Below are 25,151 nucleotides of genomic sequence, written 5' to 3'. Positions count from 1 at the left end.
AAATTTTTGGAGCGGGAAACGAGACTCGAACTCGCGACCCCGACCTTGGCAAGGTCGTGCTCTACCAACTGAGCTATTCCCGCGTCGCATGGGTGTTACTTTAACTACTTTTTCTTCATCATGCTACATCAGCAGCATTTTTGAAGTTGGAGCGGGAAACGAGACTCGAACTCGCGACCCCGACCTTGGCAAGGTCGTGCTCTACCAACTGAGCTATTCCCGCCCGGCGTAACGATGGTGAATGGAACGAAATTCTTCATCGGTACGGGGTGCGCATTATACGAGAAATCCTTTTCGCCGCAAGCCCCTGAAAGCAAAAAAACGCGAATTTTGTCTGATTGCTGCTTTAAGCACCGAAATGGTGAATTTTCGCGCCGGGATAGGCAAAAACCTGTTTTGCGGGCAACCAAGGTCAGGATTTGGTCCCTCATCACGGTGAACAACCAATGGTTCAACTCACAGCGACTTACGCTTGGAGAAATAATGGGCGGGAGAATCGCCGAAACACCGTCTGAACATCGCGATAAAGTTGCTGGGGGTCGCGTACCCCAGGGCATCAGCAACACTGCTCACAGACATACCATTAGCCAGCATTTCCAACGCGTGAGACAACCTTGCCTGTTGACGCCATTGTGCAAAACTGTTGCCCGTCTCGGCCATAAACAAACGCGACAGGGTGCTGGGGGAAAGCCCTCCCCAAGCTGCCCAAGCTTGCAAGGTCCGCGTGTCATCAGGTTCGGCAAGGATCGCATTGGTGATCCGCAATAAGCGCCGGTCGGTAGGCATTCTCAAATGCAGCGGCTGATGAGGCGAACGCCGGATTTCATCCAACAACACCGCAATCATCCGCTCCTGTTCAACCTGCAAAGTCTCTTCAAACGACCAAGATACCGCACGGCGTACCAACGCATTCATCAACTCACTGATACCAATCACGCAGGGTTGATCGGGCAACGCTTTGCTCGCATCAGGCGTAATCAGCACCGTCCAGCCGCTCATGACGCCGCTGATGCTGACTTTGTGCGGCTCATGTGAGGGTATCCAGCCGGCGCGGTTCGGTGGTAACAGCCAGGATCCCTGTCTGGTGCGAACATGCAACAAGCCGTTCTCCACGCAGAACAACTGCCCCCGCAAATGCTGATGCCAATCGTATTCACGCGTCCCCAGACGAAACTCAAGACCCGGATCGTCTTCACCCCACATAGCAATCAGCGAAGGGCCATCGGCACGTTCACTGAGATCGGATGGATGATTGGCAAGCGCCGCTACCGTCATGACTACTTCTCATTATTTTTAGCATAAATAACGTTATCCAACTTTTCGCCAGTTGTCCATTATTCATACTTTCTCCGCTCTTTGACCAACCAGAGGTGCCTAATGAACAATGTTAAGACCACTCCCCCCACCCCGCGAAAAGTAAACGCCCTTGGCTGCTGTATTTACTGGGGGCAGCCTGTCTGCTTGCCGCCATCCTCTGGGGGGATGGTATGGCATGTATGGTCGCTGGTATGCCAGCACCGATAACGCCTATGTTCAGGGGGATGTCGTACAGATCACGCCACAGTTTCATGGCACCGTGGTCTCCATCAACGTCGATGACGGCGAATGGGTGTTCGCTGGCGATACGCTGGTTATGCTTGATCCTGACGACAGCCAACTGGCACTGGACAATGCCGAGGCCCATCTGGCCAACGTGGTGCGTAAAGTGCGAGGTTTGTTTAGTGCGGTCAGCGGTGCCAAGGCCGAAATCGCTGCCCGCCAAGCCACGCGGGACAAAGCGCGCGCTGATTACCAACGACGCCGCGCACTAACCGTTTCCGGTGCCATCTCCAAAGAGGAATTAGCCCACGCCAATAACGCCTTTCTGGAGGCACAGAGCGCGCTGGAGGCTATCGAGCAACAGTACCAGCAAAATCTCTCATTAGTGGATAACACCAGCCTGGCTTCACACCCAGAAGTGCTGGCAGCAATAGCGGCATTGCGTGTCGCTTTCCTCGATCGCTCACGCACCACCATCGTTGCCCCGGTCACGGGGTATGTCGCCAAACGTAAGGTGCAGTTGGGCCAGCGAGTACAGCCAGGCGAAGCGCTAATGGCCGTCGTACCGCTGGATAAAGTCTGGGTCGAGGCTAATTTCACCGAGGCCCAACTGCGTGATATTCGCATCGGTCAACCAGTAGAGATCTATGCCGATGTCTATGGCAAAACCATTCGCTATAACGGTCAGGTACAGCATCTGGGTATTGGGACCGGTGCTGCGTTTGCGTTGCTGCCCGCACAAAACGCCACTGGGAACTGGATCAAGATCGTTCAACGGGTGCCGGTACGAATTGCCCTCACCCAGCCTGAGCAGCTTATCAGCCACCCGTTGCGCGTTGGCTTGTCCATGCAGGTCAATGTTGATTTGCATGACCGTAGCGGTGCGCTATTAGCTCAACGCTCGCCAGAGCCCTTGCTGGCTACCGATGTCTACCGCGATCAACTGAGCCAGTCAGACACCTTGATCGAACGGATCGTTAAGGCTAATGGGGGGAATTTATGAGTCCCACGATCCCCGCCCAGGATTTCCGCCCCCCAGCGTCAACTGGACCACCTTTGGTCTGGCTCTGGCGGTATTTATGTACGTGCTTGATGGCACTATCGCCAATGTCTCCCTGCCGACCATCGCCGGTAATCTGGGAGCCAGCAGTAGCCAAAGCGCCTGGGTGATCACCAGTTTTGCCGCCAGCAACGCGATTGCCTTGCCACTCACGGGTTTTCTGGTGCGTCGCATTGGCCAGCTGCGGCTGTTTCTCTGGTCAATGGGATTGTTCACTGCCGCCTCATTAGCATGCGGAATGGCCATCAATATGGAAATGTTAATTCTCTGCCGTGTGTTACAAGGAGCCGTAGCCGGGCCACTGATCCCGACAACCCAAGCGCTGATGTTGTCGATTTACCCGCCAGAAAAACGAGGGTATGCCCTGTCCATGATCGCCATGGTCACCGTGGTCGCTCCAGTTGCGGGCCCCTTGCTCGGTGGGTGGATCACCGATTTTTATTCATGGCGCTGGACCTTCCTGATCAATATCCCGGTCGGCATTTTTGCCTGCACCCTGGTTGCCAGCCAAATGCATGGCCGCCCCGAGAGCACCATGCGTGCCAAGGTGGATCGCGTTGGGCTACTCGCGTTGATCCTGGGGGTGGGCGCACTCCAGATCTTGCTGGATAAAGGCAATGAAGAGGATTGGTTCAACTCTACCCAGATCGTCTTGCTGGCTATCGTCGCCGTGGTCAGCTTGCTGTTTTTTGTGATCTGGGAACTGACCGACTCACAACCGATCGTTAATTTGCAGCTATTTCGGCATCGCAATTTCCGGGTGGGCACGCTTGCGCTGATAGGTGCCTATTCCGCTTTTTACGCCACCAACGTCATCATGCCGCTTTGGCTACAGCGTACCTTGGGCTACCCCCCCATCTGGGCAGGGTTAGCCGTTGCCCCCATGGGGATTTTGCCGCTGCTGCTGATGCCCTTTATGGGCAAATATGCGCCGCGTTTCAACATGCGCTGGCTGGTATGCGGCGCTTTCATCCTGCTGGCCACGGCCTCTTACCTGCGCTCAGGCTTTGTCATTGATATTGATTTCCAACATATCGCGCTGATCCAACTGCTGCAGGGGCTCGGGCTGGCACTCTTTATCATGCCGATCAACGCCATCTTGCTCTCCGATCTCAAGCCGGACGAGATTGCGGCAGGCTCAGGGCTTGCCACCTTTATGCGTACGTTAGGTGCCAGCCTGGCAGTCTCCATTACGACCTTGATGTGGGATCGCCGTGCGGTTTCCCATCACGCCCAATTAGGCGAATCCCTGACCGTCTACGATCAAGAGACTCGTCAGGCGGTCACAACTTTAGAGCTGGGCCAGGCGCAGTCAGGCTATGAACGCCTGAATAATCTGGTCTCCGAACAGGCCGCACAGATCGCCTTCAATGATATTTCTTATGCGCTGGCTGGCGTGTTTCTGCTAGCCATCGTGCTGGTTTGGTTCGCCAAACCGCCCTTCGTACCTAAAGCCAAACCCTAGATCCCCAATAGAAAAGGGGGCGTGGATTACTCCTCCGCCCCCTTTTATGAACCTGATCCCGGCTACAGCTGAATAAAATGCTCGCGGTAGTACGCCAGTTCCGCAACGGATTCGCGGATATCATCCAACGCCTGGTGAGTGCCCTGCTTTTTGAAGCCTGGCAGGATCTCCGGTTTCCAGCGGCGCGCCAGCTCTTTCAGGGTGCTGACATCCAGATAACGATAATGGAAGTAGGCTTCCAGCAGCGGCATATAGCGGAACAGGAAACGGCGATCCTGACCAACGCTGTTGCCACAGATAGGTGATTTACCTGCTGGCACCCACGCTTGCAGGAAAGCGATAGTCGCCAGCTCGGCGGCACGATCGTCATGCTTGCTGGCTTTAACGCGCTCCACCAGCCCACTGCCGGTATGCGTGCGCACATTCCAGTCATCCATTCGCGCCAGTTGCTCATCTGATTGATGCACCGCGATCACCGGTCCTTCGGCAAGGATATTCAAATTGGCATCGGTCACCAATGTCGCGATCTCGATAATGCGATCGCGTTCAGGGTCCAACCCGGTCATCTCCAGATCGATCCAAATCAGGTTGTTTTCGTTTCCTGTCATGATTTTTCCTGCGTAAAAGCCGAAAGATAAACAAACCACGGGCAAACCCGCGGCTAATGCCAGCGTGCGTGGCGGTCAAGAACGGTTATTTAATATAAAATAGCGTGTATCATAGCCTTTTTGCTCGCCCCGAGCGATAAATGCCGATTCAAGTGAGGCTCAGTGAGTAAGAACAAACTGTCCAAAGGTCAAGAACGCCGCGTACAGGCCAACCATCAGCGTCGCCTGAAGCGTACTGACAACAAGCCGGAGCTGGATGATTCCCAATTGGGCGAACCGCAAGACGGGATCGTCATCAGCCGCTTTGGCATGCATGCCGACGTGGAAGCCGCAGACGGCGTCCAGCATCGCTGCAACATTCGCCGCACCCTACGTTCGCTGGTTACCGGCGATCGCGTGGTCTGGCGCCCTGGTGTAGGCACTCATGCGGGGGTCAAAGGCATCGTAGAAGCGGTGCATGAACGCACCTCGGTGCTGAACCGCCCTGATTTCTACGACGGCGTTAAACCCATCGCCGCCAATATCGATCAGATCGTCATCGTGTCGGCCATTTTGCCCGAACTTTCACTCAATATGATCGATCGCTACCTGGTCGCCTGCGAAACGCTGCAAGTCGAGCCACTGATCGTGCTCAACAAGATCGACCTGCTGGACGCCGCAGCACGTAAGGTGGTCGACGGAATGATGGACATCTATCGCCATATTGGCTACCGCGTTCTCGAAGTGTCCAGCCAGACCCGCGAAGGGATGGAAGCCTTTGAACAGGCGCTGGTCGACCGTATCAGCATCTTTGCCGGGCAGTCCGGTGTGGGCAAATCCAGCCTGTTGAACGCCCTGCTGCCGCAGACGGAAAAGCAAATTCTGGTAAATCAGGTTTCCGACGTCTCCGGCCTGGGGCAACATACCACCACGGCGGCGCGCTTGTATCACTTCCAACATGGCGGTGATGTTATCGACTCCCCTGGCGTGCGTGAATTTGGTCTGTGGCATCTGGAGCCAGAGCAAGTCACCCAGGCCTATGTCGAATTCCGCGACTATTTGGGCGGTTGTAAATTCCGCGACTGCCGCCACGACACCGATCCGGGCTGCGCCATTCGCGCCGCGATGGAAAGTGGCGCGATAGCCAAAGAGCGTTTCGACAACTATCACCGCATCCTGGAAAGCATGGCGCAGGTTAAAACCCGCAAAAACTTCCCGGACGCAGATAACTGATCCACAGTGCGGGGGTTGCGCTAATCGCCCCCTCGCCCTTATATCCCCTTTCAAGAGGTTAATGTGCTGGATAGCATCAAGATTAAATTACAGTATTGGCTGCCAAAGCTGGCGTTAACCCGCCTGGCGGGCTGGGGCGCAGATAAAAAGGCCGGTTGGCTGACAAAGCTGGTGGTAAAAGCGTTTGCCCGCTATTACCGCGTGCAGATGCAGGAAGCACAGAACCCGGATTTAGCCTCCTATGCCACATTCAATGAATTCTTCGTTCGTCCATTACGTGATGGCGCACGCCCGATCGTAGCGGAGCCTCACGTGCTGGCACTGCCAGCAGATGGTGCCATCAGCCAGCTCGGTGCGATCCGCGACGATCAGATTTTCCAGGCCAAAGGCCATAACTACACGCTGGAAGCCCTGCTGGCCGGCAACTATCTGTTAGCGGAGCCTTTCCGTAACGGCCTGTTCGCCACCACCTATCTGGCCCCAAGCGACTATCACCGCGTCCATATGCCTTGTGACGGCACACTGCGCGAAATGATCTACGTGCCGGGCGATCTGTTCTCGGTTAACCCGCTGACCGCCGCCAACGTGCCGAATCTGTTTGCGCGCAATGAGCGTGTGATCTGCGTATTCGATACCGCCTTTGGGCCGATGGTGCAGATCCTGGTCGGTGCGACTATTGTAGGCAGCATCGAAACCGTCTGGGCCGGTACCGTCACGCCACCCCGCGAAGGCATCATCCGCCGCTGGACCTATCCAGCCGAAGGCATGGAAGGCGCGATCCAACTCGTTAAAGGTGAAGAGATGGGCCGCTTCAAACTCGGTTCCACGGTCATCAACCTGTTCACACCTGGCAGCGTACAGTTCGCTCCACACCTGAACAACGGCACCGTAACCCGGATGGGCCAGGCTTTTGCTGAAGCCGCAGCCGCACCAGAAGCCACCTTCGAAGGGAATTGATGCTGTGCGCCTGATTATCGCTTTATTGCTCAGCCTGCTACTGATCCAGCCGGTTCTAGCCGCCGCGATCCCCAACGAGTCCCAGTTACGGCAAGAATTGAAGCTGGCCGAGGGCAATAAAAACGCGCCTAATCAGGCGGAAACGGTTGAGGCGCTGCAAAGCGCCATCAACTGGCTCACCGAACGCAAAGAGTCGCAGAACAATTCCCAGCAGTATCAGCGGGTGATCGACGATTTCCCGAAGATGACGCAGGAACTGCGCCGCCAACTCACCCTCGAAGAAGCCAAAATCCTGCCCAACGGCGAGAACCTGCCCGCCAGCGATCTGGAACAGTTAATTCTGCAAACCAGCAGCCAACTGCTGGAACAGGCCCGCCTGTTGCAACAGGAGCAGGACCGGACACGCGAGATCAGCGACTCTCTCAGCCAACTGCCACAGCAACAAACCGAAGCCCGGCGTGCGTTAACGGAAGTTCAGCGCCGTCTACAAGCTCAGGGCAATAACCAAACTACGCCATTGGCACTGGCGCAGCTTGCCCTGTTACAGGCAGAGGCGGCGGCACGTAAAGCGAAAGTGGATGAGCTGGATCTGGCTCAACTCTCGGCCAATAACCGCCAGGAACTGGCGCGGATGCGTGCCGATGTCTACAAAACGCGGCATGAAAAAATTGATGTCCAGTTACAGGCGCTGCGTAACAACCTCAACAGCCAACGCCAGCGGGAAGCGGAACGGGCGCTGGAAAAAACCGAGCAATTGGCCGAACAGAACGGCGATTTACCCGCCAGCCTACGCAAGCAGCTGCAAATCAACCGTGAACTTTCTGCTGCGCTGAACGATCAGGCGCAACAGATGGATCTGATCTCTTCCCAACAGCGCCAGGCCGCCGCACAAACGCTGCAGGTGCGCCAGGCATTGAGCACCATCATTGAGCAGTCCCAATGGTTGAGCGCCTCTACTGCGCTGGGGGAAACCCTGCGCGCCCAGGTCGCCATCTTGCCAGAAATGCCAAAACCCCGGCAGTTGGACAGCGCCATGGCCGATCTGCGCGTTCAACGCCTGAATTTTGAAAACCAGCTGGAAAGCCTGCCACAGCGCGCCAAAGAGTTTAAACAAGACGACGGTAGCCCCCTGACCAGCGCCCAACAGCGTATCGTCGATGCTCAGCTACGTACCCAGCGTGATCTGTTGAATTCGCTGCTGTCCGGCTGCGATACCCAGATCCTTGAGCTGACCAAGCTGAAGGTGGCCAACACCCAGTTGGTCGATGCGCTGAACGAAATTCAGGATGCAGCGCACCGCTATCTGTTCTGGGTGCCAGACATCAGCCCTATCACCCTGTCGTATCCGCTCAATGTGGCACAGGATCTGACCCGTGTACTGTCACTGGATACCCTGACGCAGCTCAGCGGCGCCTTCGTGATGATGGTCACTAGCCGGGAAACCTTGATCCCGCTGTTTGGTGCGGTGCTGTTGGTGATTTTCAGCATCAGTTCGCGTAAGCATTACCATGCGTTCCTGGCGCGGGCCAGCAGCAGAGTGGGCAAGGTCACGCAAGATGAATTCCTGCTGACGTTGCGTACCGTATTTTGGTCGATCCTGGTGGCCTTGCCGCTGCCGGTATTGTGGGCAGCGTTGGGCTTTGGCTTGCAGAATGCCTGGCCGTATCCGGTTGCTGTTGCAATCGGTGAGGGCGTCACCGCCACGCTGCCAGTGCTGTGGATCTGTATGATCAGCGCCGCCTTCGCCCATCCGCAAGGGTTGTTCATCGTGCATTTCCGCTGGCCGGTGAAACAGGTTTCCCGCGCCATGCGTTATTACCAGATGTCGATCTGGCTGATCGTGCCGTTGATTATGGCGCTGATCACCTTCGACAATCTCAACGATCGCGAATTCGCCAATACCCTTGGCCGCCTGTGCTTCATTCTGCTCTGTCTGGCGCTGGCACTGGTCACCAACAGCTTGAAGCGGGCCGGTATTCCACTGTATCTGGATAACAAAGGCTCCGGCGAAAACATGATCAACACCGCGTTGTGGGGGCTGTTGCTTTCCGCACCGCTGATTGCTGCGTTGGCTTCCACCGTCGGCTATCTGACCACCGCACAGAAACTGTTGGCACGCCTGGAGACCTCGGTTGCCATCTGGTTCCTGCTGTTGGTGATTTACCACATTATCCGCCGCTGGATGCTGATCCAACGCCGCCGCATCGCCTTTGACCGTGCCAAGCAACGCCGTGCCGATATCCTGGCGCAGCGTGCCAAAGGCGAAGAAGAATCCACACATACCCCTAACAGCATTGAAGGTGCGATTGAGGTAGATGAAACGGAAATCGATCTGGATGCCATCAGCGCCCAGTCGCTGAGGTTGGTGCGTTCGATCCTGACGATGGTGGCACTGGTCTCGGTGATCGTCCTGTGGTCAGAGATCCACTCGGCCTTCGGCTTCCTGGAAAATATCAAGCTCTGGGATGTCAACTCCACGGTGAATGGCATTGATATTGCTCAGCCGATCACCTTGGGGGCACTGCTGATCGCCATCCTGGTGCTGATCGTCACCATGCAGCTGGTGCGTAACCTGCCAGCGTTGCTCGAGTTGGCGGTGTTGCAGCACCTGGATCTGACGCCTGGCACCGGCTACGCCATTACCACCATCACCAAGTATCTGTTGCTGCTGTTCGGGGCGATCCTCAGCTTTTCCTGGATCGGTATCGAGTGGTCGAAACTGCAGTGGGTGGTCACCGCGCTCAGCGTGGGCTTGGGCTTTGGTATGCAGGAGATCTTCTCCAACTTTATTTCTGGCCTGATCATTCTGTTTGAAAAACCGATCCGCATCGGCGATACGGTGACGATCCGTAACCTGACGGGCACCGTCACCAAGATCAATACCCGCGCCACCACTATTTCAGACTGGGACCGCAAAGAGATTATCGTGCCTAACAAGGCCTTTATTACCGAGCAGTTTATCAACTGGTCGCTGTCGGACACGCTGACCCGTGTGGTGCTGACCGTACCGGCACCGGCAGAGGCGAATACGGAAGAGGTGACCAAGATCCTGATCAACTCGGCCGAACGTTGCTCACTGGTGCTGGATAACCCAACACCGGAAGCCTATCTGGTCGATCTGCAACAGGGTATTCAGATCTTCGAACTGCGTATCTACGCCGCCGAAATGGGCCACCGCATGCCGTTACGCCATGAGATCCACCAGTTGATCCTGGCAGGTTACCGTGAACACGGCATCACGCTGCCATATCCACCGTTCCAGGTTCGCACCGAGACGCTGTCGCGCATGACCAGTAATGGCCGTACGCCGCCTTCAACCCCACCGCGCAATACACGCCGCGAGTCGGGCGGGCTATAAAAGCAAAAAGGGTTCGGCAACAAACCGAACCCTTTTTACTGGATAAAAAACGGGCGCAGCATGCAGCGCCCCTACATTGCACGAGGACGCGGTTATGCCCGGCTGACCGGAAACGCGATCACTTCGCTCAGGCTTTCGGCTCCCAACGCCAACATCACCAAACGATCGACGCCCAATGCCACGCCCGCACACTCCGGCATACCATGCTTCAAGGCATCCAGCAGATTGTTATCAATCGGGTGCTCCGGCAAGCCACGCGCTACGCGTTTACGATTGTCCTGCGTAAAGCGCTGGCGTTGCTCATCGCCGTCGGTCAACTCGCGGAAACCATTCGCCAACTCAAGGCCTTTGAAATAGACCTCGAACCGCTCCGCGACACGGTGATCTTCGGTGCTGATCTCTGCCAGCGAGGCCTGTGAAGCCGGGAAGTGGTAAACGAATGCCGGTTTATCACGGCCGATATGGGGCTCGACGCCCACGGTAAACAGCAGTTGCAGCAAGGTATCGCGGTCTTCTTCCGTATCGGCAATGTTGCTCAGATCGAGCTTGGCCGCAGCCTCGCGCAGCTGTGCCTTCTCTGCCGACAGCGGATCGAGATCCAGATGGCGCAGGAACGCCTGCTGATAGGACAGGGTTTCGGCACTGTCGCAATCCAGTACCTGTTGCAGCAAATCGTCCACCTCGTTCATCAGGCGGTACATATCATAGTGCGGGCGATACCATTCCAGCATGGTGAATTCAGGGTTGTGATGCCGCCCCGCTTCTTCATTACGGAAGCTGCGCCCCATCTGATAGATCGGGCCGCTCCCTGCCGCCAGCAGGCGCTTCATGTGGTATTCCGGGCTGGTCATCATGTACAGCGTCAGGCCATCTGCCGCGCCCGGGCCGACGAAACGCGTCTGGAACGGGACCAGGTGGATGTCGGTGACTGTCGCCTGGCTCATGGCCGGGGTCTCAACCTCCAATACGCCACGATCGGCAAAGAAACGCCGGATCTCAGCCAGTATCGCTGCGCGCTTCAACAAATTGGCGATAGGTGCACTTGGCTGCCAGCTTGCCGTTTCGCTCATGGTAATTACTCCGAAATCAAACAGGGGGTGCAGTCTACTCGCATCCTCTCAAGCAAACAAATTCTTGGCTATTGTGTGCGCTGGTCTACATTAAAATCATAAAAAACATATAAGCCATATAAACCACCGACAATCGCGCTAATCAAAGACAAAGGCGAGGCAACACCTTATTTTTGCAGGAATGCCTCTTGCGTAACGGTTAAAAGGCAAAACAATCGATCACATCAAATTTCTACTACTTAACTTTAGGTATAGTGATAACCCTATATTCGGTAGCAGTTATCTATCCTTAGTGTTTAGTTTAAAAAGTCACTGAATTTAGCTTAGCACCCGAAGCACCTTTATAAATATTAAGCATAGATTAATTAAATTGTCGTTTTAACGAGAACATTGGAGGAGTGCAGTGCAAACCTTTAACGCCGACCTAGCCATCATTGGTGCCGGGGGAGCTGGTTTACGGGCCGCTATAGCCGCCGCGGAAGCCAATCCCCAACTGAAAATCGCGCTGATATCTAAAGTATATCCAATGCGTAGCCACACGGTAGCCGCCGAAGGGGGCTCCGCCGCAGTCACTCAGGATCACGACAGCTACGACTATCACTTCCAGGACACCGTAGCCGGTGGCGACTGGCTGTGTGAGCAGGACGTAGTCGACCACTTTGTTCACAGCTGCCCACGTGAAATGGCCCAGTTGGAGCAATGGGGTTGCCCGTGGAGCCGTAAGCCAGACGGTTCGGTCAACGTGCGCCGCTTTGGTGGCATGAAGATTGAACGTACCTGGTTTGCCGCCGATAAAACCGGCTTCCACATGCTGCACACCCTGTTCCAGACTTCGCTGAAGTATCCGCAAATCCAACGTTTCGACGAGCACTTCGTGCTGGACGTACTGGTAGATGATGGCCAGGCGCGCGGCGTGGTTGCCATGAACATGATGGAAGGCACCCGAGTGCAGATCCGTGCCAACGCCGTCATCATGGCCACCGGCGGTGCTGGCCGCGTTTATCGCTATAACACCAACGGCGGCATCGTCACCGGCGACGGTATGGGGATGGCGTTCCACCACGGCGTGCCACTGCGCGACATGGAGTTTGTGCAATATCACCCAACCGGCCTGCCAGGCTCAGGCATCCTGATGACTGAAGGCTGCCGCGGTGAAGGCGGTATTCTGGTTAACAAAGACGGCTACCGTTACCTGCAAGACTACGGTATGGGCCCGGAAACCCCGCTGGGCGAGCCAAGAAACAAATATATGGAGCTGGGCCCGCGTGACAAAGTGTCGCAGGCTTTCTGGCATGAATGGCGTGCTGGCCGCACCATCGCCACCCCGCGCGGCGACGTGGTCTATCTGGATCTGCGCCACCTGGGCGAGAAGAAACTGCTGGAGCGTCTGCCGTTCATCTGTGAACTGTCGAAAGCCTACGTGGGTGTCGATCCCGTTAAGGATCCAATCCCGGTCCGTCCAACCGCGCACTACACCATGGGCGGTATCGAAACCGATCAGAATTGTGAAACCCGCATCAAAGGCCTGTTCGCCGTCGGCGAATGTTCCTCGGTTGGCCTGCACGGCGCGAACCGCCTGGGTTCCAACTCGCTGGCTGAGCTGGTGGTATTTGGGCGTGTGGCAGGTGAACACGCAGCCCGCCGCGCGCTGGAAAGTGGCCCGGCCAACGGCAGCGCTTTGGAAGCACAAGGCCGCGACGTGGAAACCCGCCTCAGCAACCTGATGAAGCAGGAAGGTAGCGAGAACTGGTCGAAGATCCGCGATGAAATGGGTCTGTCGATGGAAGAAGGCTGTGGTATCTACCGTACGCCGGAGCTGATGCAGAAAACCATCGATAAGCTGGCAGAGCTGAAAGAGCGCTTCAAGCGCGTCAAAATTACCGACAACTCCAGCGTGTTCAACACCGATCTGCTGTACACCATCGAGCTGGGCTATGGCCTGGACGTTGCCGAATGTATGGCGCACTCGGCCTTCAACCGTAAAGAATCGCGCGGCGCACACCAGCGTCTCGACGAAGGTTGCACCGAGCGTGACGACGTGAACTTCCTGAAACATACGCTGGCGTTCCATAACCCGAACGGTGCACCACGCCTGGAGTACAGCGACGTGAAAATTACCAAACTGCCACCGGCCAAGCGTGTTTATGGCGCAGCAGCCGAAGCGCAAGACAAAGAGAGAAAGGATAAGGAGCAGGCGAATGGCTGAGCTGAAAACCCTGAAAATCGAGGTCATGCGCTATAACCCGGAACGCGACGCCGAGCCGCATTTCGAGACCTTCAGCGTGCCTTACGATGAGCAGACTTCGCTGCTGGACGCACTGGGTTATATCAAAGATAACCTGGCACCAGACCTGTCCTATCGCTGGTCGTGCCGTATGGCCATCTGTGGCTCTTGCGGCATGATGGTCAACCGAGTGCCTAAGCTGGCCTGTAAAACCTTCCTGCGTGAATATACCGATGGCATGAAGGTTGAGGCGTTGGGCAACTTCCCGATCGAGCGCGATCTGGTGGTGGATATGACCCACTTTATCGAGAGCCTGGAAGCGATTAAGCCTTACATCATCGGCAACGATCGCAAGCCGGAAGATGGCCCGAACGTGCAGACCCCGGCGCAAATGGCGAAGTATCACCAGTTCTCCGGCTGCATCAACTGTGGCCTGTGCTATGCCGCTTGCCCACAGTTCGGCCTGAATCAGGAGTTTATCGGCCCGGCAGCGATTACGCTGGCACACCGTTATAACCTGGATAACCGCGACCACGGCAAGAAACAGCGTATGCCGCTGCTTAACGGCCAGAACGGTGTCTGGTCCTGTACGTTTGTTGGCTACTGCTCTGAAGTCTGTCCAAAACACGTCGACCCGGCCGCTGCGATCCAGCAGGGCAAGGTAGAGAGTGCCAAAGACTTCATGATCGCAATGCTGAAACCGCAATAAGGGAGGGGAGACAGCAATGACAACACAACGTAAGCCCTATGTGCGTACCATGACGCCAACCTGGTGGCAAAAGCTGGGTTTCTACCGTTTCTACATGCTGCGTGAAGGTACTTCGGTGCTGGCGGTGTGGTTCAGCATCGTGCTGATCTACGGCGTCTTTGCCCTGAAGGGTGGCCCTGAAAGCTGGGCCGGGTTTGTCGGCTTCCTGCAAAACCCGCTGGTGCTGCTGATTAACATCATCGCCCTGCTGGCCGCCGCGCTGCATACCAAAACCTGGTTCGATCTGGCACCGAAAGCCGCCAATATCGTCGTCAACAGCGAGAAAATGGGGCCGGAGCCAATCGTTAAGGCGCTGTGGGCAGTGACGATCGTCGTCACCGTGATCATTCTCGCCGTAGCGTTACTGTAATCCGGAGGAAACATGATAAATCAATCACCTAAGCGCTCTGACGAGCCGGTTTTCTGGGGATTATTTGGCGCTGGCGGTATGTGGGGAGCGATCGTTGCTCCGGCTATCGTGCTGCTGGTCGGCATCCTGTTGCCACTCGGCCTGTTCCCCGGCGAAGCTTTAGGTTATGAGCGCGTCCTGGCGTTTTGCCAAAGCTGGATCGGCCGCCTGTTCCTGCTGCTGATGATCATTTTGCCATTGTGGTGCGGGCTACACCGTATCCACCATGCCATGCACGATCTGAAAATCCACGTGCCTGCAGGCAAATGGGTGTTCTACGGCCTGGCAGCTATCCTGAGCGTCGTTACCCTGATCGGGGTCGTCACGCTGTAATACCTCTGGCGGCCAACTCCCGTTGGCCGCCTATTCCGCTACTCCCACTCTTTCGACTACACTGTTTATCTGTAACTGAAAAACAGGAGTCACCCATGCGTTTTTGGTCAAAGCTGTGCGTCATTTTATCCGCCCTCGTTTCCGTTGCCTGTAGCGTGACACCCCGAAGGACGTCAAGGTCATAGATAACTTCGATAGCAAACGCTATCTGGGCACCTGGTATGAAATCGCGCGTCTGGATCATCGCTTTGAACGAGGCCTGGAGCAGGTTACGGCCAATTACAGCCCGCGTACAGATGGTGGCCTGAAGGTGATTAACCGGGGTTTCGATAGCAAAAAACACCAGTGGCAGGAGAGCGAAGGCAAGGCGTACTTTATCGGCTCGCCGCAGACGGCCTCGCTGAAAGTTTCATTCTTCGGCCCTTTCTATGGCGGCTATAACGTCATCGAACTCGATCCGGAGTACCGTTATGCGCTGGTTTGTGGCCCAAACCGCGACTATCTGTGGATATTGTCGCGCACGCCGACGTTGGAAGCCGCCACGCGCGACAGACTGGTGCAGATTGCCAAGGGCTACGGCTTTGATACCGAAGCGTTAATCTGGGTCAATCAGCAGCCCACTCATTGACTGCTGAATTTTAGCCCCAGGATCCCGGCCACGATCAGGCACAGGCTGAGAATACGCATGATGTTGGTCGACTCACCGAGCAGCACCATGCCCATTACCGCCGCGCCCACCGCCCCAATCCCGGTCCACACGGCGTAAGCCGTGCCCGCAGGCAACGTTTTCATGGCGTGCGCCAGCAACACCATGCTCACCACCATCGCAGCGACGGTAATCAAACTGGGGGTCAAACGGGTAAAACCGTGGGTATATTTCAGGCCAATAGCCCAGACGACCTCTAACAGGCCCGCAAAAAGCAAAATTATCCATGCCATGACACTGGCTCCAGAACTGATGGGGTCGTCCCCAGACAACAGAAGCGCAGGCGGGTCGTCCCACTTGGCTGATTGAAGACGTGGATTATAACCAACGAAGATGGCAAGTCACAAGGCGACGAAATGGCGAGGTTGCTCATATTTGCCGGTGCCGAACATGCTCGACTGTAGGGGCGCTGCACGCTGCGCCCGTTTAGCAACATGCAGTGCCCCAATGTGCGGTCTTAATTACTGTGCGCTACGCTGGATCGCCTGACCACCAGCTTCAACATCTTTGCCCACGCCTTCGGTAGTATTACAGCCCACCAGCGATGACAGGATCAACAAGGAAAAAATGGCGAAAATAGTTTTCTTCAGCATAAGATTACCCTTATTCGTTATTAGTGAAAAAGTGTAGCTCTCTAAGCGTAGTAAAAATCAGGAGGGTTGCCGGAATAAACGGATTTTTCTGTATTATCCGATTAATGGCGCTAATTGATTTCAGCCAGCGCTGCGGGAAATCGCACCGCCGAGGTGTTGAACGTCTTCACCAAAACCACGGAAGGTATTACAGCCGCTGAGAGACATCAGCAACAACAGAGAGACCACGGCCAACAGCGTTTTCTTCATCATGCGGTTCTGCCAACGAGTGACGGGAAGGGATAATACAGAGGAACCACGGGGGTTCCTCTGTATTGAAACTTATTTAACGCGGGAGACGTATTCGCCAGAGCGGGTGTCAACCTTGATCACTTCGCCAATCTGCACGAACAATGGCACTTTAACTACTGCGCCGGTGCTCAGGGTAGCTGGCTTGCCGCCGGTACCTGCGGTGTCGCCTTTCAGGCCTGGATCGGTATCAGTGATTTCTGCTTCGATAAAGTTCGGTGGCAGCACAGCGATAGGACGGCCATCCCAAAGGGTGACGATACATTCCGCGTTGTCCTGCAGCCATTTAGCCACGTCAGAAACGGTTTTCTCTTCAACCTGATGCTGTTCAAAAGTCTCAGGGTGCATGAAGTGGTAGAACTCACCGTCGTTGTACAGGTAGTTCATGTTGGTATCTACCACGTCCGCGCCTTCGCAGGAGTCGGTAGACTTAAAGGTTTTCTCAACGCGGGTGCCGGTCAGCAGGCGACGCATTTTTACACGCGCAAAAGCCTGGCCTTTACCTGGTTTAACGAACTCGCTGGATTCGACAGCGTAAGGTTCGCCTTCGAACATGATTTTAAGACCCGGACGGAAATCGTTGCTAGAATAAGTCGCCATGATGGCCCTCTGAAAATTTAAACTGGTAGCTTAGCCAAAAAAATGGCACACATTATAACCCAAAACACGGCGCATAGAGAAGATTGGTTGCATCAACTCGCCGATGTTATTACCGACCCAGATGAATTACTGCAGCTTCTGTCACTAAATACGCACCCGGAACTGCCACAGGGGCGCGATGCACGCCGCCTGTTTGCGCTACGCGTACCGCGAGCCTTTGCCGCGCGTATGCAACCCGGTGATGCCAATGACCCGCTGCTGCGCCAGGTACTCACCGCCAGCGCAGAATTCATCGATGCCCCAGGCTTCACGACCGATCCGCTGGATGAACAGCGCAGCGTGGTGCCGGGGTTGCTGCACAAGTATCGCAACCGTGCCCTGCTGTTGGTAAAAGGCGGCTGTGCGGTTAACTGCCGCTACTGTTTCCGCCGTCATTTCCCCTATCAGGAGAACCAGGGCAACAAGGCAAACTGGCTTCAAGCGTTGGAGTATATCCGTCAACACCCGGAACTGGATGAAATTATTTTCTCCGGGGGCGATCCGCTGATGGCCAAAGACCACGAACTGGATTGGCTGATCGGGGAACTGGAGGCCATCCCACACCTCAAACGCCTGCGTATTCATACCCGCTTGCCGGTGGTGATCCCCGCCCGCATCACCGCCACGCTGTGCCAACGCTTCTCGGCATCGCGCCTGCAGGTGCTGATGGTCACCCATATCAATCATGCCAACGAGATTGACCCACCGCTGCGCGCCAGTATGGCACAGTTGCGTAGCGCCGGAGTGACGCTGCTGAACCAAAGCGTGCTGCTACGAGGGATCAATGATAACGCGGATACGCTGGCAACGCTGAGTAACGCCCTGTTTGATGCGGGGATCCTGCCCTATTACCTCCACGTGTTGGATAAAGTGCAGGGCGCGGCCCACTTTATGGTCAGCGACGACGAGGCTCGTGCGATCGTGAAAAGTTTGCTGGGCAAGGTTTCCGGCTATCTGGTACCCCGCCTGACCCGTGAGGTCGGCGGCGAACCCAGCAAAACGCCGTTGGATCTGCGCCTAACGCAAAGCTCGTAGGGGCGCACACGCTGCGCCCGTTTAATAACATGCCGCACGCATATGAATGCAAAAAGAGGAATGCCTGGGCATTCCTCTTTTGTTTTATACGGGTGCTTATGCCAGCGTTACGGGCACTTATACACCTGGCCGATCATTTTGCTGTCCAACGGTGCAAAACTTGAAAGCAGGTTCTGGCTTGGGCTAGTCGCACCGTAAATCACGTTGCCGCCCATTGCTGCTGCCTTGTTGCGCAGATCGTTAGCCGCGCCGCGCATGGAGCTGCCCTCACCACCACTCCCCGACAGCCAGTTGCTCTGAGTGCCGGTGACTTCGCCTACCAACTGGCATTCTGCGGCAGGCTTGGTGTCGGTAAATTTGACCTGTTGACCTGCGGCGGTCAGTTCATTGGTGCTGCTGCACCCTGCCAGCAGCAGCGCTGCCGATAGACCCAGTAAGGCTTTAATCCGCATCTTGTTCCCCATATGATGTTGAGAATTACGCAAAAGCTTATCAGAAAGCGTTGCCATCTCTTAAGCATCCGTTGCCACCGGCCACAGGTGCCTGGTCAACGTCTTGAGCGACAGCTGATGAACTATCAGTTTACACGCTTAATAGATACGGTCTGCAAAAATATCATCAAATTCAGCACTGACGCATCGGTAGCCGCTGACGATGATAAAAACAGACGCAGCAATCAGCCCCCACACGAAGAGGGTAATAAAAAACCCGGCCGAAGCCGGGTTTTGTGGTTAGCTCACAGAGGTGAGGGGAATTACATCATTCCGCCCATACCACCCATGCCGCCCATACCACCAGCGCCACCCATGTCTAACTTGTCTTCTTTCGGCAAGTCAGTGATCATGCACTCGGTGGTGATCATCAGGCCAGCTACAGAGGCCGCGTACTGCAGAGCAGAACGGGTCACTTTAGTTGGATCCAGGATACCCATCGCGATCATGTCGCCGTATTCTTCGGTGTAAGCGTTGTAGCCGAAGCTGCCTTCGCCTGCTTTCACCTTATTGGCAATCACAGAAGCTTCTTCACCGGCGTTGATCACGATCTGACGCAGTGGAGATTCCATAGCACGCAGGGCAACTTTGATACCCACGTTCTGGTCTTCGTTATCGCCTTTCAGGCCAGAAATTTTGTCTGCTACACGGATCAGCGCTACGCCACCGCCAGCAACCACGCCTTCTTCTACCGCAGCACGGGTAGCGTGCAGGGCATCTTCAACGCGGGCTTTCTTCTCTTTCATTTCAACTTCAGTTGCGGCGCCAACTTTGATAACGGCAACGCCGCCAGCCAGTTTAGCAACACGCTCTTGCAGTTTTTCACGATCGTAGTCAGAGGTCGCTTCTTCGATCTGCTGACGGATCTGGGAAACGCGGCCCTGAATGGTGGTTTCGTCGCCCACGCCATCGATGATGATGGTGGTGTCTTTGTTGATTACGATGCGTTTTGCCTGACCCAGATCTTCCAGGGTAGCTTTTTCCAGCTCCAGACCGATCTCTTCAGAGATCACGGTACCGGCAGTCAGGGTAGCGATGTCTTGCAGCATGGCTTTACGGCGGTCGCCGAAGCCAGGTGCTTTAACCGCAGCCACTTTCACGATGCCACGCATGGTGTTAACCACCAGGGTCGCCAACGCTTCGCCTTCAACATCTTCAGCAATGATCAGCAGTGGTTTGCCCGCTTTCGCAACGGCTTCCAGCACTGGCAGCATTTCACGGATGTTGGAGATTTTCTTGTCAGCCAGCAGGATGAACGGGCTTTCCAGCTCGATAGAACCGGTTTCTGGCTTGTTGATGAAGTACGGAGACAGGTAGCCGCGATCGAACTGCATACCTTCAACCACGTCCAGCTCGTCTTGCAGGCCGGTGCCTTCTTCAACGGTGATCACGCCTTCTTTGCCCACTTTCTCCATCGCTTCTGCAATCAGTTTACCCACGGTTTCGTCGGAGTTTGCAGAGATGGTGCCTACCTGAGCGATAGCTTTAGAGTCAGAGCAAGGTACGGATAATTTTTTAAGCTCTTCAACCGCAGCGATAACCGCTTTGTCGATACCGCGCTTCAGGTCCATCGGGTTCATGCCGGCAGCCACAGCTTTCAGGCCTTCGGTGATGATGGATTGAGCCAGTACGGTTGCAGTGGTGGTACCGTCGCCCGCAGCGTCGTTCGCTTTAGAGGCAACTTCTTTCACCATTTGTGCACCCATGTTCTCGAACTTGTCTTCCAGTTCGATTTCACGAGCAACAGATACGCCATCTTTGGTGATGGTAGGAGCGCCGAAGGATTTATCCAGCACTACGTTGCGGCCTTTCGGGCCCAGAGTCACTTTTACTGCATCAGCGAGAACATTCACGCCGCGGAGCATCTTCACGCGAGCGTCATTGCCGAATTTTACATCTTTAGCTGCCATTGGTATTTCCCTTCAACTCGTTCAGTTCAGAAGATTTATAAAGCGTTATTACGCTTCAACAATTGCCAGAATGTCGCTTTCGGACATGATCAACACTTCTTCATTGTCGATCTTCTCTGCTTTCACGCCGTAACCGTCGTTGAAAATCACGATGTCGCCTACTTTCACATCCAGCGGCTGGATGTTGCCGCTTTCCAGAACACGTCCTTTACCAACGGCTACCACTTCACCACGAGTAGATTTACCCGCTGCAGAGCCAGTCAGAACGATGCCGCCAGCAGATTTTGATTCAACTTCTTTGCGCTTGACGATAACGCGGTCATGCAATGGACGAATACTCATTGAACGCTCTCCTGTAAGAAGGTTTCTATCAGATTTAGGGTTGTGCGCCAGATTATTGATACCGGCTCCGTGGGATTTGAAATGGGGGCGTTCCATCCCCCTTCAAGGGGCAGCAGCAAAAAAATTTTCGATTTGATGGCCTGCGGTGAACGCCATTAGCAAAAACGCGGCCGATCTCCCCTCACCCCGACCCTCTCCCACTATACGGACCGGATAACACATGGGTACTTGTTTAGGGAGAGGGGGTAGTCCAGAGTCGCGGTCAGGTACCGGGGGCAATTGTAGCACGTTCAGTCCCCTCTCCCTTTGGGAGAGGGTTAGGGTGAGGGGAAATTATCAGCGGTCGTCACGCTTGTCGCGATCGTCGGGTTGATGATCCAAGGTGTAGCGGTCGTCTTGCTTGCGCTGGAATTCACCGTCGAAGGTATTGCCATTGGCGGCTCCGCCGTTCTGGCCCCAACCGCCTGGGCGATAAACGGCGAGATGCGGCATCAGCTTCAGCGTCAGCGATTTCTGCACCGGCGGCAACAGCAGCAACAGGCCAAGGAAATCGGTGAAGAAGCCCGGTATCACCAGCAGGAAACCCGCCAGCACCAGTGAAACGCTTTTCACCATCTCCGCTGCCGGGCTTTCGCCCGCTGCCAGCTTCTGTTGCATCTGCACAAAGGTCTTCATGCCCTGATTACGCACCAGGGAAACACCGACGCAGGAAGTAAACACCACCAGCAGCAGCGTCATTGCCACGCCGAACACGGCGGCAACTTTAATAAACAAGGATATCTCTATGTAAGCCAGTAGAAATATCAGCAGTAACGGTAACCAGCGCACCTGGTTCTCTCCTCTAGGTAGAGTCGGCGTACCCGCCCGATGGCGCATACGTGATAAATGGGGCCGCTAATCGGCCAACCTTTCTACAATGGGGGCTTCCCGCCGCCATTTCAACCGGGCGATCTTTTTTATTCTCTTTGCCGCAAACGTGAAGCCCTTCACAGAAACCAAAAGCTGTCATTTGCTGAAGCACCATATAGTGATCTACGTTCATTCATTTATTACCAACCAGCATATGATCTGGGTAGCGACAATAGCTGCGGTCAATACTTCCGCAGTAGACCCGCTCGGCAACATTATTTTGTTATCCTGCACATAATTATATTCGGCAGCAACATAGAGAAGGTTCTCATGTCAAACAACATTCGTATCGAAGAAGACCTATTAGGAACACGTGAAGTCCCAGCAGAAGCCTACTACGGTGTTCATACTCTGCGTGCGATTGAAAACTTCTATATCAGCAACAGTAAAATCAGCGACGTTCCTGAGTTTGTACGCGGCATGGTGATGGTAAAAAAAGCCGCCGCCATGGCAAACAAAGAGCTGCAAACCATCCCACGTAAAATTGCCGACGTCATCATCCAGGCATGTGATGAAGTACTGGATAAAGGCAAATGCATGGACCAATTCCCGGTGGATGTGTTCCAGGGCGGTGCTGGCACCTCGCTGAACATGAACACCAACGAAGTACTGGCAAACATCGGCTTGGAGCTGATGGGCCACCAGAAGGGTGAATACCAATACCTGAACCCTAACGATCACCTCAACAAGTGTCAGTCTACCAACGACGCTTACCCAACCGGGTTCCGCATCGCGGTTTACGCCTCCAACCAGAAACTGATCGATGCTATCAACCAACTGCGTGAAGGGTTTGACCGTAAGGCCAAAGAGTTCGAAACCATCCTGAAAATGGGCCGTACCCAGTTGCAGGACGCGGTGCCAATGACCCTGGGCCAGGAATTCCACGCCTTCAGCGTGTTGCTGAATGAAGAAACCCGTAACCTGCACCGTACCGCAGAGTTACTGCTGGAAGTGAACCTGGGTGCGACGGCGATCGGTACCGCGCTGAATACCCCGGAAGGTTACCAACACCTGGCTGTTAAGAAACTGGCGGAAGTCAGTGGCCTGCCGGTGGTACCTGCCGAAGACCTGATCGAGGCCACCTCCGACTGTGGCGCCTACGTGATGGTGCACAGTGCGCACAAGCGCCTGGCGGTCAAACTGTCCAAGATCTGTAACGACCTGCGTCTGCTGTCTTCCGGCCCACGTGCTGGCCTGAACGAAATCAACCTGCCTGAACTGCAGGCCGGTTCTTCAATCATGCCAGCCAAAGTGAACCCGGTGATCCCAGAAGTGGTTAACCAGGTTTGCTTTAAGGTGATCGGCAACGACACTTGCGTTACCATGGCCGCCGAAGCAGGCCAGCTGCAGTTGAACGTGATGGAACCGGTAATTGGCCAGGCGATGTTTGAATCAATTCACATCCTGACCAATGCCTGCTATAACCTGCTGGAAAAATGCATTAACGGTATTACCGCCAACAAAGAAGTGTGCGAGTACTACGTATTTAACTCTATCGGTATCGTCACCTATCTGAACCCGTTCATTGGCCACCACAACGGTGACATTGTCGGCAAGATCTGTGCTGAAACCGGCAAGAGCGTACGTGAAGTCGTGCTGGAACGCGGTTTACTGACCGAAGCTGAGCTGGATGACATCTTCTCCGTAGAGAACCTGATGCACCCGGCATATAAGGCGAAACGCTATACAGATGAAAATGAACAATAATAGACTCATCCGGTAGCCTGAAAGGCACGCTAATCCTCTGGATAGCGTGCCTTTTTTCTTTCCGAAAACACAAAGCTGTAACGTTTGGTTTTCATAAAAATCCATTTTAAGGGGTAAACACTATGCTAGTAGTAGAATTGGTGATCGTTCTACTGGCCATCTTTTTGGGGGCCAGGCTGGGCGGTATCGGAATAGGCTTTGCAGGCGGTCTTGGGGTGTTGGTGCTGGCGATGATTGGCGTTAAGCCAGGCAGCATCCCCTTCGACGTTATTTCAATCATTATGGCGGTTATCGCCGCTATCGCCGCTATGCAGGTCGCTGGCGGGATGGACTATCTGGTGCAGCAAACCGAAAAACTGCTGCGTAAAAATCCAAAATACATCACTATTCTGGCCCCCATCGTCACCTATTTCCTGACCATCTTCGCCGGTACCGGTAATATCTCCCTCTCGGCCCTGCCGGTCATTGCAGAAGTGGCTAAAGAGCAAGGCATCAAACCTTGCCGCCCTCTGTCTACTGCCGTGGTTTCTGCGCAGATTGCCATTACCGCCTCGCCTATCTCAGCAGCGGTGGTGTATATGTCTTCCGTTATGGAAGGCCACGGCGTGAGTTACCTACACTTGCTGATGGTGGTGATCCCTTCCACCTTCCTGGCTGTGATACTGATGTCGCTGCTGGTCACTTGGTTGTTTGACTCCAAGCTGTCTGACGATCCTGTGTATCAAAAGCGCTTCGAAGAAGGTCTGGTTGCCCTGCGTGGTGAGAACGTCATCGTGATCAAACCGCGTGCGAAAACCTCCGTGCTGCTGTTCCTGGCTGGCGTACTGAGCGTAGTGGCTTATGCCATCATCAACAGCCCAAGCATGGGGCTGGTGACGACGCCGCTGATGAACACCACCAATGCCATCTTGATCATCATGCTGAGCGTGGCCACCCTGACCACCATCCTGTGTCGCATCGAAACCGACCTGATTTTGAACTCCAGCACCTTTAAGGCCGGGATGAGCGCCTGTATCTGTATCCTGGGCGTAGCCTGGTTGGGTGACACCTTTGTGCAGGCCAACCTTGACTGGATCAAAGAGACTGCGGGTACTGTGATCCAATCCCATCCTTGGTTACTGGCGGTGATCTTCTTCTTCTGTTCGGCGTTGCTGTACTCTCAGGCCGCCACTGCCAAGGCGTTGATGCCGATGGCGCTGGCCCTGAACGTCACCCCGCTGACGGCGATCGCTTCCTTTGCTGCCGTTTCTGGCCTGTTTATTCTGCCAACCTACCCTACCCTGGTGGCGGCGGTACAGATGGACGATACCGGGACGACACGCATCGGGCGCTTCGTGTTTAACCACCCGTTCCTGATCCCTGGCACCTTGGGCGTGGCGTTTGCCGTCATCTTCGGCTTCCTGATTGGTAGCGTTATTCTGTGATCCTCAAGCGGGGCTTCGGCCCCGCTTTCTCCTCCTCATTCCCCTGCTGTTGATAATCTAACCTTCTAGCCAACACCGCTTCAGGGTATAGTGCCCTGTTACCAAACCTGGTTGAGAGGGCCGA

General features: G+C 55.0%; 23 protein-coding genes, 2 tRNA genes and 1 pseudogene. 13 read left to right on the top strand and 13 right to left on the bottom strand.

Annotation, left to right across the window (positions count from 1 at the left end; translation table 11 throughout):
• Positions 1–7: 7 nt before the first annotated feature.
• The 3 genes from D9980_RS22685 to D9980_RS22675 all read right to left on the bottom strand — a co-directional run bounded on the left by D9980_RS22685 (position 8) and on the right by D9980_RS22675 (position 1,275).
• Positions 8–83: transfer RNA gene (locus D9980_RS22685), tRNA-Gly, on the bottom strand.
• A gap of 64 nt (positions 84–147) precedes the next feature.
• Positions 148–223 (bottom strand) — tRNA-Gly (locus tag D9980_RS22680).
• Between the two features lie 233 nt (positions 224–456).
• Positions 457–1,275 (bottom strand): helix-turn-helix domain-containing protein, encoded by an 819-nt coding sequence (locus D9980_RS22675; protein WP_121608500.1) that lies wholly within the window; start codon positions 1,273–1,275, stop codon positions 457–459.
• A 217-nt stretch (positions 1,276–1,492) separates the two neighbouring features.
• Here D9980_RS22675 and D9980_RS22670 point away from each other — a divergent pair, with 217 nt between their 5' ends.
• Together D9980_RS22670 and D9980_RS22665 are read left to right on the top strand one after the other, a co-directional pair.
• Complete coding sequence (locus D9980_RS22670; protein ID WP_121608499.1) at positions 1,493–2,542, top strand: efflux RND transporter periplasmic adaptor subunit; 1,050 nt, start codon at positions 1,493–1,495, stop codon at positions 2,540–2,542.
• The gene (locus D9980_RS22665) at positions 2,526–4,064 is read left to right on the top strand and encodes a DHA2 family efflux MFS transporter permease subunit (RefSeq protein WP_121608498.1); all 1,539 of its coding nucleotides are present in this window, start codon (positions 2,526–2,528) and stop codon (positions 4,062–4,064) included. The genes D9980_RS22670 and D9980_RS22665 overlap by 17 nt, the downstream gene beginning before the upstream one ends.
• 62 nt (positions 4,065–4,126) lie before the next feature.
• On the opposite strand, the gene orn is transcribed toward D9980_RS22665, so the two are convergent.
• The gene (gene orn, locus D9980_RS22660; RefSeq protein ID WP_021182111.1) at positions 4,127–4,672 is read right to left on the bottom strand and encodes an oligoribonuclease; all 546 of its coding nucleotides are present in this window, start codon (positions 4,670–4,672) and stop codon (positions 4,127–4,129) included.
• A 162-nt stretch (positions 4,673–4,834) separates the two neighbouring features.
• On the opposite strand from orn, the gene rsgA reads away from it, so the two are divergent.
• From rsgA to mscM, 3 genes are all read left to right on the top strand, one after another.
• Positions 4,835–5,884: a small ribosomal subunit biogenesis GTPase RsgA gene (gene rsgA, locus D9980_RS22655; protein WP_021182110.1), complete on the top strand. Its 1,050-nt coding sequence runs from the start codon at positions 4,835–4,837 to the stop codon at positions 5,882–5,884.
• Positions 5,885–5,947: 63 nt separating this feature from the next.
• Positions 5,948–6,841, top strand: coding sequence for an archaetidylserine decarboxylase (gene asd, locus D9980_RS22650; RefSeq protein WP_121608497.1), 894 nt, complete (start codon positions 5,948–5,950; stop codon positions 6,839–6,841).
• Between the two features lie 4 nt (positions 6,842–6,845).
• The gene (mscM, locus tag D9980_RS22645) at positions 6,846–10,199 is read left to right on the top strand and encodes a miniconductance mechanosensitive channel MscM (RefSeq protein ID WP_121608496.1); all 3,354 of its coding nucleotides are present in this window, start codon (positions 6,846–6,848) and stop codon (positions 10,197–10,199) included.
• Positions 10,200–10,291: 92 nt separating this feature from the next.
• Here the strand turns inward: mscM and epmA are convergent, their stop codons facing one another.
• On the bottom strand, positions 10,292–11,269 hold the full coding sequence (gene epmA / locus D9980_RS22640) for an elongation factor P--(R)-beta-lysine ligase (protein ID WP_065684070.1): 978 nt from the start codon (positions 11,267–11,269) through the stop codon (positions 10,292–10,294).
• A 403-nt stretch (positions 11,270–11,672) separates the two neighbouring features.
• On the opposite strand from epmA, the gene frdA reads away from it, so the two are divergent.
• The 5 genes and pseudogenes from frdA (at position 11,673) to blc (ending at position 15,611) form a co-directional block, all read left to right on the top strand.
• On the top strand, positions 11,673–13,475 hold the full coding sequence (frdA, locus tag D9980_RS22635; RefSeq protein ID WP_024484775.1) for a fumarate reductase (quinol) flavoprotein subunit: 1,803 nt from the start codon (positions 11,673–11,675) through the stop codon (positions 13,473–13,475).
• Positions 13,468–14,202 carry a succinate dehydrogenase/fumarate reductase iron-sulfur subunit gene (locus tag D9980_RS22630; RefSeq protein ID WP_024484774.1) on the top strand — a complete coding sequence of 245 codons (735 nt, stop codon included), beginning with the start codon at positions 13,468–13,470 and terminating at the stop codon, positions 14,200–14,202. Before frdA ends, D9980_RS22630 begins: the two co-directional genes overlap by 8 nt.
• Positions 14,203–14,218: 16 nt before the next feature.
• Positions 14,219–14,611: a fumarate reductase subunit FrdC gene (frdC, locus tag D9980_RS22625; protein ID WP_021182104.1), complete on the top strand. Its 393-nt coding sequence runs from the start codon at positions 14,219–14,221 to the stop codon at positions 14,609–14,611.
• 12 nt (positions 14,612–14,623) lie between these two features.
• Positions 14,624–14,983, top strand: a complete 360-nt coding sequence (frdD, locus tag D9980_RS22620) for a fumarate reductase subunit FrdD (RefSeq protein WP_021182103.1) — start codon at positions 14,624–14,626, stop codon at positions 14,981–14,983.
• A gap of 95 nt (positions 14,984–15,078) precedes the next feature.
• Positions 15,079–15,611: pseudogene (gene blc / locus D9980_RS22615) on the top strand (outer membrane lipoprotein Blc).
• Here blc and sugE read toward each other — a convergent pair.
• The 4 genes from sugE to efp all read right to left on the bottom strand — a co-directional run bounded on the left by sugE (position 15,605) and on the right by efp (position 17,170).
• On the bottom strand, positions 15,605–15,922 hold the full coding sequence (gene sugE / locus D9980_RS22610; protein ID WP_021182101.1) for a quaternary ammonium compound efflux SMR transporter SugE: 318 nt from the start codon (positions 15,920–15,922) through the stop codon (positions 15,605–15,607). The pseudogene blc and the gene sugE sit on opposite strands and share 7 nt — an antisense overlap.
• Before the next feature lie 228 nt (positions 15,923–16,150).
• Positions 16,151–16,282, bottom strand: coding sequence for an entericidin A/B family lipoprotein (locus D9980_RS22605; protein ID WP_021807577.1), 132 nt, complete (start codon positions 16,280–16,282; stop codon positions 16,151–16,153).
• Between the two features lie 120 nt (positions 16,283–16,402).
• Positions 16,403–16,534, bottom strand: coding sequence for an entericidin A/B family lipoprotein (locus D9980_RS22600; protein WP_021182099.1), 132 nt, complete (start codon positions 16,532–16,534; stop codon positions 16,403–16,405).
• 69 nt (positions 16,535–16,603) lie between these two features.
• Positions 16,604–17,170, bottom strand: coding sequence for an elongation factor P (gene efp / locus D9980_RS22595; protein WP_024484772.1), 567 nt, complete (start codon positions 17,168–17,170; stop codon positions 16,604–16,606).
• A 42-nt stretch (positions 17,171–17,212) separates the two neighbouring features.
• On the opposite strand from efp, the gene epmB reads away from it, so the two are divergent.
• The gene (epmB, locus tag D9980_RS22590; protein WP_121608495.1) at positions 17,213–18,244 is read left to right on the top strand and encodes an EF-P beta-lysylation protein EpmB; all 1,032 of its coding nucleotides are present in this window, start codon (positions 17,213–17,215) and stop codon (positions 18,242–18,244) included.
• Between the two features lie 107 nt (positions 18,245–18,351).
• Here the strand turns inward: epmB and D9980_RS22585 are convergent, their stop codons facing one another.
• The 4 genes from D9980_RS22585 to D9980_RS22570 form a co-directional block, all read right to left on the bottom strand.
• Positions 18,352–18,696, bottom strand: a complete 345-nt coding sequence (locus D9980_RS22585; protein WP_024484770.1) for a DUF4156 domain-containing protein — start codon at positions 18,694–18,696, stop codon at positions 18,352–18,354.
• Between the two features lie 302 nt (positions 18,697–18,998).
• Positions 18,999–20,645, bottom strand: a complete 1,647-nt coding sequence (gene groL / locus D9980_RS22580) for a chaperonin GroEL (RefSeq protein ID WP_024484769.1) — start codon at positions 20,643–20,645, stop codon at positions 18,999–19,001.
• Between the two features lie 48 nt (positions 20,646–20,693).
• Positions 20,694–20,987 carry a co-chaperone GroES gene (locus tag D9980_RS22575; protein ID WP_004952634.1) on the bottom strand — a complete coding sequence of 98 codons (294 nt, stop codon included), beginning with the start codon at positions 20,985–20,987 and terminating at the stop codon, positions 20,694–20,696.
• A 336-nt stretch (positions 20,988–21,323) separates the two neighbouring features.
• The gene (locus D9980_RS22570) at positions 21,324–21,815 is read right to left on the bottom strand and encodes an FxsA family protein (RefSeq protein WP_024484768.1); all 492 of its coding nucleotides are present in this window, start codon (positions 21,813–21,815) and stop codon (positions 21,324–21,326) included.
• 351 nt (positions 21,816–22,166) lie between these two features.
• On the opposite strand from D9980_RS22570, the gene aspA reads away from it, so the two are divergent.
• Positions 22,167–23,603, top strand: coding sequence for an aspartate ammonia-lyase (aspA, locus tag D9980_RS22565; RefSeq protein ID WP_021807586.1), 1,437 nt, complete (start codon positions 22,167–22,169; stop codon positions 23,601–23,603).
• Positions 23,604–23,725: 122 nt separating this feature from the next.
• Positions 23,726–25,027 carry an anaerobic C4-dicarboxylate transporter gene (locus D9980_RS22560; RefSeq protein WP_024484767.1) on the top strand — a complete coding sequence of 434 codons (1,302 nt, stop codon included), beginning with the start codon at positions 23,726–23,728 and terminating at the stop codon, positions 25,025–25,027.
• Positions 25,028–25,151: the final 124 nt, after the last annotated feature.

The sequence above is a fragment of the Serratia sp. 3ACOL1 genome (assembly GCF_003668775.1).
Taxonomy (GTDB): Bacteria; Pseudomonadota; Gammaproteobacteria; order Enterobacterales; family Enterobacteriaceae; genus Chania; species Chania fonticola.
Note: the sequence above shows the minus strand (reverse complement) of the source record. Positions and strands in the feature narration are given on the sequence as shown.

Bases quoted from the DNA above. Each gene is read 5' to 3' on its own strand.
- D9980_RS22675 (WP_121608500.1), bottom strand. From the start codon at position 1,275: ATGACGGTAGCGGCGCTTGCCAATCATCCATCCGATCTCAGTGAACGT.
- D9980_RS22670 (WP_121608499.1), top strand. From the start codon at position 1,493: ATGTATGGTCGCTGGTATGCCAGCACCGATAACGCCTATGTTCAGGGG.
- D9980_RS22665 (WP_121608498.1), top strand. From the start codon at position 2,526: ATGGGGGGAATTTATGAGTCCCACGATCCCCGCCCAGGATTTCCGCCC.
- orn (WP_021182111.1), bottom strand. From the start codon at position 4,672: ATGACAGGAAACGAAAACAACCTGATTTGGATCGATCTGGAGATGACC.
- epmA (WP_065684070.1), bottom strand. From the start codon at position 11,269: ATGAGCGAAACGGCAAGCTGGCAGCCAAGTGCACCTATCGCCAATTTG.
- D9980_RS22630 (WP_024484774.1), top strand. From the start codon at position 13,468: ATGGCTGAGCTGAAAACCCTGAAAATCGAGGTCATGCGCTATAACCCG.
- frdC (WP_021182104.1), top strand. From the start codon at position 14,219: ATGACAACACAACGTAAGCCCTATGTGCGTACCATGACGCCAACCTGG.
- frdD (WP_021182103.1), top strand. From the start codon at position 14,624: ATGATAAATCAATCACCTAAGCGCTCTGACGAGCCGGTTTTCTGGGGA.
- sugE (WP_021182101.1), bottom strand. From the start codon at position 15,922: ATGGCATGGATAATTTTGCTTTTTGCGGGCCTGTTAGAGGTCGTCTGG.
- D9980_RS22605 (WP_021807577.1), bottom strand. From the start codon at position 16,282: ATGCTGAAGAAAACTATTTTCGCCATTTTTTCCTTGTTGATCCTGTCA.
- D9980_RS22600 (WP_021182099.1), bottom strand. From the start codon at position 16,534: ATGATGAAGAAAACGCTGTTGGCCGTGGTCTCTCTGTTGTTGCTGATG.
- efp (WP_024484772.1), bottom strand. From the start codon at position 17,170: ATGGCGACTTATTCTAGCAACGATTTCCGTCCGGGTCTTAAAATCATG.
- epmB (WP_121608495.1), top strand. From the start codon at position 17,213: ATGGCACACATTATAACCCAAAACACGGCGCATAGAGAAGATTGGTTG.
- D9980_RS22585 (WP_024484770.1), bottom strand. From the start codon at position 18,696: ATGCGGATTAAAGCCTTACTGGGTCTATCGGCAGCGCTGCTGCTGGCA.
- groL (WP_024484769.1), bottom strand. From the start codon at position 20,645: ATGGCAGCTAAAGATGTAAAATTCGGCAATGACGCTCGCGTGAAGATG.
- D9980_RS22575 (WP_004952634.1), bottom strand. From the start codon at position 20,987: ATGAGTATTCGTCCATTGCATGACCGCGTTATCGTCAAGCGCAAAGAA.
- aspA (WP_021807586.1), top strand. From the start codon at position 22,167: ATGTCAAACAACATTCGTATCGAAGAAGACCTATTAGGAACACGTGAA.
- D9980_RS22560 (WP_024484767.1), top strand. From the start codon at position 23,726: ATGCTAGTAGTAGAATTGGTGATCGTTCTACTGGCCATCTTTTTGGGG.